Annotated in this window: 7 protein-coding genes; 5 read left to right on the forward strand and 2 right to left on the reverse strand. The window is 48.0% G+C overall.

The annotated features are described in order from the left end of the window. Positions 1 to 271 precede the first annotated feature (271 nt). Positions 272 to 2,899, forward strand: coding sequence for a phosphoribosylformylglycinamidine synthase subunit PurL (gene purL / locus C7B77_RS18000; protein WP_425430830.1), 2,628 nt, complete (start codon positions 272 to 274; stop codon positions 2,897 to 2,899). A gap of 262 nt (positions 2,900 to 3,161) precedes the next feature. Further along, positions 3,162 to 3,785 (forward strand): HAD-IB family phosphatase, encoded by a 624-nt coding sequence (locus C7B77_RS18005; RefSeq protein WP_106307834.1) that lies wholly within the window; start codon positions 3,162 to 3,164, stop codon positions 3,783 to 3,785. A gap of 116 nt (positions 3,786 to 3,901) precedes the next feature. Here C7B77_RS18005 and C7B77_RS18010 read toward each other — a convergent pair whose 3' ends face one another. Both C7B77_RS18010 and C7B77_RS18015 read right to left on the reverse strand, forming a co-directional pair. Further along, positions 3,902 to 4,705, reverse strand: a complete 804-nt coding sequence (locus C7B77_RS18010) for a PspA/IM30 family protein (protein ID WP_106307837.1) — start codon at positions 4,703 to 4,705, stop codon at positions 3,902 to 3,904. Positions 4,706 to 5,011: 306 nt separating this feature from the next. Then, entirely contained in the window at positions 5,012 to 6,127 is a 1,116-nt protein-coding gene (locus C7B77_RS18015; RefSeq protein WP_106307840.1) for a hypothetical protein, read from the reverse strand. Between the two features lie 322 nt (positions 6,128 to 6,449). Between C7B77_RS18015 and C7B77_RS18020 the strand changes: the two genes are divergently transcribed. The 3 genes from C7B77_RS18020 to C7B77_RS18030 all read left to right on the forward strand — a co-directional run bounded on the left by C7B77_RS18020 (position 6,450) and on the right by C7B77_RS18030 (position 8,024). Then, the gene (locus C7B77_RS18020) at positions 6,450 to 6,917 is read left to right on the forward strand and encodes a DciA family protein (RefSeq protein WP_106307843.1); all 468 of its coding nucleotides are present in this window, start codon (positions 6,450 to 6,452) and stop codon (positions 6,915 to 6,917) included. 384 nt (positions 6,918 to 7,301) lie between these two features. Then, entirely contained in the window at positions 7,302 to 7,583 is a 282-nt protein-coding gene (locus C7B77_RS18025) for a hypothetical protein (RefSeq protein ID WP_106307846.1), read from the forward strand. A gap of 108 nt (positions 7,584 to 7,691) precedes the next feature. Further along, a complete protein-coding gene (locus C7B77_RS18030; RefSeq protein ID WP_106307849.1) occupies positions 7,692 to 8,024 on the forward strand; it encodes a hypothetical protein in 333 nt (110 codons plus the stop codon). Positions 8,025 to 8,090 lie beyond the last annotated feature (66 nt).

The raw sequence follows: 8,090 nt of genomic DNA on the forward strand, positions 1-8,090 counted from the left end.
CCCCGCAACTTGCCAACCTACAGATCTAATTCGGACTACCCTCGAATTACTCGAACCATCGATCCAAAAGCGCAATCACTACCTCAGTACCAAAACCTTCCCACTCGATCGATTCTTGTGTCTCGAACAACTGCTCGGACTCGCACAGGATCTCAATTTCGATCGTCAAGACCTCCAAATCGGTCAACATGGCAAAGAAGACTGGCTCCCAGCGATTATTCGACCCAACGCCGCTTTTGCACGGCTGCTCGGCTATTACATCGCGACGGGGATGGTTTCGCCGTCTGGTAACATTTATCGGATCTTCTTGAACTTCAGCCATCACGAATCAGTCGCCGCCGCAGATGCGATCGCTATTCTCCACGATTTAGGCATCGAAGCTAATCCCAAAGAACGGACGTCAGGAATGGCGGTATGTGTCTCCTCCTGGCTATTGGGACACCTGCTGGTGCGAGTCTGGGGCTGCGGTAACGAAGCTACGCACAAACGCATCCCCGATTTTGTCTGGGAGTGGAACTCCACGCTTCAGCAAGAATTACTCAAAGGTCTGATTCGGAATAATCCCACGATCCCCAATCCTACCAGTGGTGCGGTATCTCAGGGCAAAATCTTTTTCTCGACCTCCAGCCGTCAATTATTCGACCAAGTAATGCTATTGGTGCAAGATCGGGGCATTTTGCCGCAAGTTCACCACCGTCCTGGCTCTGTCGGCAGAATCAAGGGACGAGAATTTCATTACGCACCACTGTGGCAAATCGAGATGCGGCGCGATTGGGCGATGGGTAGCGCGACACTAGTTAGCGAACAGCGTCAAGAACTTGGCGCGGTGGCAACTCGGACGGCAGCCGCGATCGCGACGATGGGGACTGTCAAAATTCAGAATATTGCCACGCATACTGTCGAAACTTGCAATGTTTATGACGTGGAAGTAGATAACACGCACTTATTTGTCACTAGTTCGGGCATTATTACTCATAACTGTGTTGGGGTACCTACCGTCGGCGGCGAAGTCTATTTCGATCCGGCTTATTCTGGGAATCCATTGGTTAATGCCATGGCAATGGGTTTAATGGAAACAGACACGATCGTCAAATCGGGCGCAGCCGGAATCGGCAATCCCGTCCTGTATGTGGGTTCTACTACCGGACGCGATGGCATGGGTGGTGCGAGTTTTGCCAGTGCCGAACTGACCGCCGAATCGATCGATAATCGCCCCGCAGTCCAAGTCGGCGATCCTTTCCTTGAAAAATCCTTAATTGAAGCCTGTCTCGAAGCCTTCAAAACTGGCGCAGTTGTCGCCGCTCAGGATATGGGTGCGGCGGGGATTACTTGTTCTTGCTCGGAAATGGCGGCTAAAGGTGGCGTGGGGATTGAATTCGACCTCGACTTAGTACCCGCACGCGAACCAGGGATGGTGCCTTATGAGTACCTACTATCTGAATCCCAAGAACGGATGTTATTCGTCGCTCACAAGGGACGCGAGCAGGAGCTGATCGCTATTTTCGAGCGATGGGGACTCCACGCCGTCGTTGCTGGTACCGTAATTGAAGAACCGATCGTGCGGATCTTATTCCAAGGTGGAATTGCCGCCGAAGTTCCAGCTAGCGCGCTTGCCGATAACACCCCACTTTACGAGCGGGAATTGATGTCAGAAGCTCCTGAGTATGCCCAAACCGCATGGCAATGGACACTAGACCGATTACCCCCAGCCACCCCCCAAGGTATCGAAATTCAGGGCAAATCCCAGAGCTGGAATGACGTGCTATTAACCCTGCTGGATACGCCCTCGATCGCCTCCAAACGCTGGGTATATCGTCAATACGACCACCAAGTCCAAAATAATACCGTCATGCTCCCTGGCGGTGCCGATGCCGCAGTCATCCGCATCCGTCCCCTCGAACCCATCCAAAATCGTCAATCTACCACCACAAATCCCCACTTAGGCGTCGCCGCTACTGTAGATTGCAACCCCCGCTATGTCTATCTCAACCCCTACGAAGGGGCAAAAATGGTCGTCGCCGAAGCCGCTCGCAATCTGAGCTGCGTTGGAGCCGAACCCGTCGCCGTCACTGACAATCTCAACTTCGGCAGCCCCGAAAAACCGATCGGTTATTGGCAACTTGCCAACGCCTGCACGGGTTTATCGGAAGCTTGCAGCGCATTCAAAACCCCCGTCACGGGTGGTAATGTCTCGCTCTATAACGAAACCTTCGACCCCGAAGGCAATCCCGTCCCGATTTATCCGACTCCCGTCGTCGGAATGGTGGGCATCGTCAATGACATTACCAAAATCTGCGGTCAAGGTTGGCAAAATACAGGCGATCGCATTTACGTCCTCGGTATTCCCGTCGGCTACTTCGCCTTCAAAACTACTTTACTCCGAACTTATCCCGTAGCAGATGGTTTAGAACTAGTAACACTAGGTGCCTCAGAATACCTCGCCACCCTCCATCAGACAGTTGCCGGACAACCACCTGCGGTTAATTTCGACCTCGAACTCAAAGTCCAAGCAGCATGTCGGGAGGGCATCCAACGCGGCTGGATTAACTCCGCTCACGACTGCGCCGAAGGTGGTTTAGCTGTTGCCCTAGCTGAATGTGCGATCGCGGGCAATAAAGGTGCAAAAATCCTCCTCGGCGGTATTGTCGAGCGGTTGGATACGGCCTTATTTGGCGAAGGTGGTGCCCGTATCGTCGTGTCGATTTCCCCCGCACATCAGTCCGAATTTGAGACTTATTTAGCCCAGCAAGTAGGTGATGCTTGGCAATATCTAGGCACCGTCGGTACCCAAACCGATCGATTCCAGATGCTCAGTCTCGGCGAATCGATCGTCGATCTCGATCTCCCTGCAATTACCGATACTTGGGCAACCGCGATCGAACGTCGTCTGGATGTTTAATATGCTAATTGTTTGGAACTAGCAACCAGAACCCCGACTTTTTTAAAAAGTCGGGGTTCTTTCCACTTTGAGTGTGGGAATATACCCAAGGGTAGGAAACCTATTTCTATTGCAAGAAAAAGGCATTTTACGTGATGCGTTTTTTGGCGAAGGGACAAAGATGCTGCATCAATGGCCAGAAGCAGACATTGACAAACAAAATTCGCCTGAATAAAGATTAAATCAGAGTATTGTTTGGATATAAAATAAGCGATCGATTAAAGTGAAACGAATTGTTTTTTGTGATTTTGATGGCACGATTACGGCAACTGAAACCTTTGTGGCAATGATAACTAAATTTGCGCCAGAAGTTTCGGCATTAGTGTTGCCAGAAATTTATGCAAAGCGCGTGACGCTACGCCAAGGTGTCCGAAAAATGCTAGAGTTAATCCCATCTACAAGTTATCCAGAACTGATAGAATTTACGCGAGTGCAACCGATGAGAGCGGGATTTGTGGAGTTTTTAGACTTTTTGGAAACCGAGCAAATTCCAATTGTAATTATTTCTGGTGGATTGCAGGGAATGGTCGAATCGGTATTGCAGCCTTATTTACATCGAATTGAAGCTATTCACGCGATCGATATCGATACTTCGGGCGATTATTTACAAGTAAATTCTCGTTATGAAAGCGGGACGGAAATGGTAGCTAAAGCTGAAATCATGGCTAGTTATCATGCTGATGAATCGATCGCGATCGGCGATTCTATTACCGACTGGAATATGGCAATGGCAGCATCGATTGTATTCGCACGTCCGCCACTGACTCAATATTTAGACGAGCGGAAAAAGCCTTATATTAAGTGGGAGAATTTCTTCGACATTCGCGATGCTCTTATCGACTTGTAGCTAAATTCGATCGTCACAATTCTTCTGGCTAATTTTTAACATTAAAATTTAGAGATAGTTATCGATCGACAACTATCCCAAATTAAGGCAAGCTGTGCCTAGCCTAACTCGATTACTTACAAACCATCAATTTGCTTGCGTAAGGCTTCCAATTCCTCATCTTGAGGACTCATGGGTGCTTTAACGCTATCTTTAGGTGTGGCGGGAGTTGCAGGGGACGATACGCTACCTTGAGGTAGAGCCGCAGTAGGTTGAGCGGAACCGCCGAGCATTTGCTGTTTCATGGCGGCGAGTTCGTCATCGACATCGCTACCAGCCGACAGAGCGGCAAATTTGCTTTCTAGATCTGCACCAGTGAGTTCGGCAGCAGCTTGAGATTTGGCTTCTTGAATGAGGACTTTTTCTTCCATCCGTTCAAATGCAGCCATCGCACTGTTAGTACCCAAACGTCCGACGGCACCTTGCAGTTGCTCCTGAGCTTTGGCAGCTTGAGAACGAGATTTGAGCATATCCTTCTTGGTTTTGGCTTCGGATATCTTGCCTTCAAGTTGGAGCAGACTCTTTTTCATCGTGTCTACCATGCCTGCTTGCCCGTCTAGTTGAGCTTTAAGGCTACTGGCAGTTTCGCTGTAGTTTTTCTTGCGCACGAGGGCTTCACGGGCGAGATCTTCATCTCCTTTTTGCAGGGCTAGTTGGGCTTTGCTCTGCCAGCTATTGGCATCCGCCATCGCTTTGTTGTATTGCTGCTCGGTGCGTTTTTGGTTGGCAATGCTACTAGCAACAGCTTGGCGCAATTGTACCAAGTCTTCTTGCATGTCCATGACTGCCTGTTCCAGAATTTTTTCTGGATCTTCGGCTTTGCTGACCATATCATTGACATTGGCTCGGAGCAGTCTGCTCACCCGATCGAATAATCCCATATTGCTATCCCCTTTATAGTTTCTTTTACAGCAGCTTGATACCTATGGCACGCCTAGTGCTATTTTGACTCGATAGATTTAAATAACTAACCTAGTAATTATGATAACTTCTGGATCTCCCGATCGGGCACTACTAATTAAGAAATTAGTAACAACTGACGCAGCATATCACCTTTACACAGAGCGGGAGTCTGCTTGATTCAACTCGTGCATCCGCAATTATCTGCTTGGTGCGCTTAACCGTCGGGAAACCCGACGAGCGCGCATCCGCAATTATCAATTATCAATTATCAATTATCAATTAACTTAACGTCCTGTCCCTGATGGGCTAGCGCGAAAACCAGCAGGTCTGGAGTAGGCGCGAAAACTCGGTGGTAGGAGCGATTTGACTAGGCTGTCAGCCAATCTCGGTTGAGAAGTAATATTGGTCGTAGGCGGCACGATCTGACGAGTACCAACCCGATTGAATGGAATGGCTGCTGGTGCTGTAGTCACACCTGTAGGTGTCGCGATACTTGAAGTTGCTGCTGTCCGTGCCGCTGTGGCGGTTTTGGGCAGTTCGATGGTATTGAGCGCGCTCAAATTGAGGTCGGTAAACTCATTGGCTGCAAGGTTGGGGCTTTGGATCGATTGCCCGAGCAAATTGGTGCTGGTAGTCGAGGTAGCGAGTTTAGTAGCAGTGAGCGAAGTCAGGATACTGGGATTAAGATAAGTATAGACAGCTCCACCAGCAAGGACGCAAACTGCCGCCGCCGAGCCGATCTTGAGCGGGGTGAAAAATTTGCGTTTGGGAGCGGGTGGAGCTGACTGGGGGCGACGTTCGCTGGCATTGTCGCGATATCCAGATTGAATCTGCCGCAGTAATTCTTGAGATGATGAGGAATATTCATCTTGAAAAGGAGCCATTTCGCCACTGGATCCAAATTTGGCATTCCGGTCGTGAGTTGGTATATTACTCCGATATACCTCGATCGAGCCATAATTATTCATGGCTGGTGTATCTGGACTGTTGGTCGAGGAGGTAATGAGTTTATCGATGATAATAAACCCGCCCTTTGGTGCTGTGTCTGGCGTGGCGACTCGTTCCAAATCTCCGTTATCTTCTATAATGGTGCCAGTTCTATTTGGCTCGACGATGTGGGCGGTGACAATCTCAGCATCAGCATCAAAACCTGTCGATGGCTGTTCCCATGTTTCGGTGCTGGCGGGAACTGAGTGCAGATTGTCAGCATGAGATTCCTGTTTGGATCTAAATCGCATCAATTCGTCTTCTAATTTAATATCTAGACAACTTAGAGCTTGTTGGAGGGCAGGATTGAGACGATCGGATGTACGATGCTCTGTGTCAAAGCTACCGTCAGCGACTACCGCTCGACCGGATGGAGGTATATTCGCACTATCTTCAGATGGGTTGTGGTTCATAACTCACTTTAAACGCAGATATTTCTGGCGATGTCATTTTTAAATACACTAAATTCAGGAGCGATGCTCTTAGATTACCCAAGATCGCGGTCACAGACGACAAGCGATCGGACAAACTAGTGCGGTGAGCTAGTTAGATCTCGATTTAGATCCCACAGAGCGGTTGCGCTGGGCAACAGTCGGCACTGGCGTAGAACAAGTGACAATACTCATCCGTCATTGCCGTCTCCTCAATAGATGTCAAAATTTAGCCGCTTCGTCAAGAATCGGAGATTTGACTGAGATTTCTCAATTCAATCTTACTATTGCTACGTCTTAATATATGTCATTAACGTCGATCGCTTCAATTACATCTGCAATCCAAAACCAGCCGGGATGGGAAGGCGTTCGCGATTGGGGCGCAATCGTGCAGGCGTGGAGCCAGATTGTCTCGCCTGCAATTGCCGAGCGCACTCAGCCCCGATCGTTATCGAGAGGGATATTGACAATCGCCACAAATAGTTCTAGCCTAGCTCATCAGCTCACTTTTGGGCGACAGGCCTTGTGTCAGCGATTCAATCGCTTAGAAAGCGCGCCCTCGATCGTCGATTTGCGCTTTGTCGCGGTAGGATATACAGATCGCAGTGTAGTTACTGCGACCGAAGATCGATCTGTGTCTATCGACTCCGGCGATGTAGTAATTTGTTCCCAATGTAATTGCCGCGCTCGCGAAGGTGAATTGCGACGGTGGAATGTTTGTCGATTTTGTGCAATCGATCTAGGAATTTGCTGTCAAAAAGTTCCAATGTAAAATCTAACTAGTTTTTCGATCTAATGTTATCTATCTTTCGGTATATTTAATAACTTTTTTACTAAATTAAACCTTTTTCTACCATTTAGAATGGGCATAGTGCAGCTAGTCCGGATCTTTGTTTTCAGCGATCCCTAGTACTTTAAGGTAAATTGTTTGCAATATTGACTGTAAACAAACAATTTCCGTATATGTACTGAACACACCAACAAATGTTTCCATACATAAACTGAATCTAAAGACAATATAAAATACCAATTGACTTGGGGATCGCTATAAGCTATGTGGGATCGCCGATTGCTGCCACTTTTGCCGATATAAGCAAGAGTGATAATAGTAATCAAGAGAGAATTGAATTTGATGCTCTCCCCATAGGTATGGCTGATGACTAATCAAAATTGTATTACTTCTGCATGTCGCTACTGTCGTTTTTATCGACCGGAGGGTCTACATGGTGGTGCTTGTCAGCAACTTGGCGTATCCGTGCGGAGTGAGTGGAAAGCTTGCCAATTAGGGTTGCCAGCGTTTGCCAATAATTGGGAAAATGCTGAAGAGTTAGCGACGGCCAATCGCCAGGTAGAATTGCCACAAGTTCGGCATCATCAAGAACTTACTGCTACGGTCGATTTAGAATTGAGTGGAAATTCGATCGGGATTAATAATTAGTTAATTAATTTTAGCGATCGATGGTTGCGATGCCATCCAAATCGGTGCAAGATTGAAGATAGCTCGATCGTTTACTTTAAATTTATAGATCGCAGTTGGTACTTGCCAATGACAGAACCGATCGCCTCAATTACTTTACCACCAGCTACCGACGCGACCAAAGAAGGCGCGTGGCTGCGATCGTCACTTCAGGTGTGGATGGATCGCGAATTTATTCCCGAATCGATTAATTCTGATATCGCCCAAAGAGCCGCTCAAATCTACATCAGACAGCGGATGGAAGGAGAAAACGATCTCGGAAGTCTAGTCATCGCGATCGTGACTGAGATGCAGGCATTTAATTTTCAAGAAAGCTTTTTTGGTGAGTTCACCATCGCCAACGCTGTTAGCGATCTAATTTTAGAAAGTTTGGGAATCGACAACCGTTGTTGCGGGGATTGAGAAGTAGTGGATAGTGGATAGTGGATAGTGGAGAGCGAATATAAGTTCTGTTGCTACTCTCTACTG

This window comes from Chamaesiphon polymorphus CCALA 037 (genome assembly GCF_003003845.1).
GTDB lineage: Bacteria > Cyanobacteriota > Cyanobacteriia > Cyanobacteriales > Chamaesiphonaceae > Chamaesiphon > Chamaesiphon polymorphus.

Bases quoted from the DNA above. Each gene is read 5' to 3' on its own strand.
- purL (WP_425430830.1), top strand. From the start codon at position 272: ATGGTTTCGCCGTCTGGTAACATTTATCGGATCTTCTTGAACTTCAGC.
- C7B77_RS18010 (WP_106307837.1), bottom strand. From the start codon at position 4,705: ATGGGATTATTCGATCGGGTGAGCAGACTGCTCCGAGCCAATGTCAAT.
- C7B77_RS18015 (WP_106307840.1), bottom strand. From the start codon at position 6,127: ATGAACCACAACCCATCTGAAGATAGTGCGAATATACCTCCATCCGGT.
- C7B77_RS18020 (WP_106307843.1), top strand. From the start codon at position 6,450: ATGTCATTAACGTCGATCGCTTCAATTACATCTGCAATCCAAAACCAG.
- C7B77_RS18025 (WP_106307846.1), top strand. From the start codon at position 7,302: ATGACTAATCAAAATTGTATTACTTCTGCATGTCGCTACTGTCGTTTT.
- C7B77_RS18030 (WP_106307849.1), top strand. From the start codon at position 7,692: ATGACAGAACCGATCGCCTCAATTACTTTACCACCAGCTACCGACGCG.